This is a genomic window from Lentzea indica (assembly GCF_012184385.1).
Taxonomy (GTDB): domain Bacteria; phylum Actinomycetota; class Actinomycetes; order Mycobacteriales; family Pseudonocardiaceae; genus Lentzea; species Lentzea indica.
On sequence record NZ_VSRL01000528.1, the window covers coordinates 1 to 1,643 of the forward strand.

Annotated in this window: 1 pseudogene; it reads right to left on the reverse strand. The window is 70.8% G+C overall.

The window, feature by feature from the left end:
• Nucleotides 1–1,643, reverse strand: a pseudogene (locus FXN61_RS49305) (tetratricopeptide repeat protein); the annotation flags it as partial.

Here is a 1,643-nt window from a genome sequence, read left to right on the forward strand (position 1 = left end):
CGCGACGCTCAGGCTCAGCGCCGCGTCCGCGAGCTGCGGCCGGAACGCGGCGTGCCTGCCGAGCGTGCCGCTGATCTCCGCGGCCTGCTGCGTGGTGCGGGCCGCCTCGGACAGCCTGCCGAGCATCAGGTGGTCGCGGCTCAGCTCGACCAGCGCGGCCACCAGGTCCGCCAGGAACACGGGGTTCGTCTGCGCCAGGGCGTAGTACAGCTCGACGGCCTGCTTCGACCGTTGCATGGCCTCGTAACGCCGGCCGGTCTCGCCGCACCGCGCGGCCAGACAGGTCATGGCACGGGCCAGAGGAGCGTCCGAATCAACGGCCGCGACGGCGTCCCTGGCCGTTGACAGTGCCTCGTGCCGACGGCCCAGCATCGCGTAGACCTCGCTCAGGTCCACCAACGCGCCACTGAGGTGCGCTGCGTAGGTCGGGTTGTCGCCGCCGTGCGTGGTGGTCTTCGCGATGCGTTGCGCAAGTCGTTTGTGGGTGAGGTTCTCCGCTGTCGTCGGAGTGTGGGCCGCCAGCTCGCGGTAACGCACGACGGCCTCTTCGGCAGGCGCCACGGCCTGCTGAAGCCGACCGGCCTCGCGGAACCGCTGACCGAGCCTGTTCAGCACGTGAGCCAGATCCGCCAGGTACATCCGGATGTCCGGCACCAGCGCCCGGAAGTGCTCAGCGGCCTCTTCCAACGGCGGGATCGCCTCGTCGCCGCGACCCCAGTGCGTGAGCTCGCTGGCCGCGGTGGTGGCCGCGAGGGCGATGTCCGGCAACAGCATCCGGTTCATCGACGCGAGCTCCCGCAACCCGTCCAGGGCCTCCACGCCCGCGTGCCCGCAGTGCCGCCACGCGTACTTCCACAGGTAGCCGGGCACGTTCGGGGGCACGCCCGCCTCCATCCGCTGCCGGTACAGCCGGATCAGCGCGCACGCCACCGTCTCCGCGCCAGGCGCGAACACCGTGTCGCGGCTGGGCGCGAACGGCGGCCGCAGGTGGTCGGCGAACGTCTGGTGCGTCAGCTTGAAGACAGCGGTGCCTTCCTCACCGTCCTGGACGATGTGACGGCCCAGTTCGGTGAGCACGGCGGTGATGTCGTCACGGGTGAACTGCTCGCCGGACAACGCCTCGGCGACCGCTCGCCACTCCTCCTCGGGGAATCCCGCGCCGTAGCTCCACGTCAGCGCAGTCAGCAGCGCACGCGCGGAAGGCACCTTCGCGAGTTCACGGTCGAACGCCGCGTCGAGCGAGAGTTTGACGTCAGCACCACCGTCCGCCAGCACCTGGTCGGTGATCATCCACGCGGTCAGGAACGGCAGCGCCGCCAGCTCGTCCACAGTGGACTGCGGAACCCGGGAACCCAGGCGTGCCACCACGTACTCGCGGACGTCCGCCTCGTTGTCCGCCTCGTCGAGGTCGAGCACCTCGACCGGTGACAGCTCGGTCAGCAGCGGCGCGCCACCCGCGACCCGATGGGCCTGCCGGGTCGAGACGATCACGACCGCGTAGTTCGCGAGCTTCGTCAGCAGCGACGTGGCGATCGAGAACGACTCACCGCGCGCCTCGTCCAAGCCGTCGACCACCAGCACCGGCGGCGTGGTGAGCGTGCTGACGACGCCGACCAGCTCGGCGGCGCCCCGTCGCGGACCGG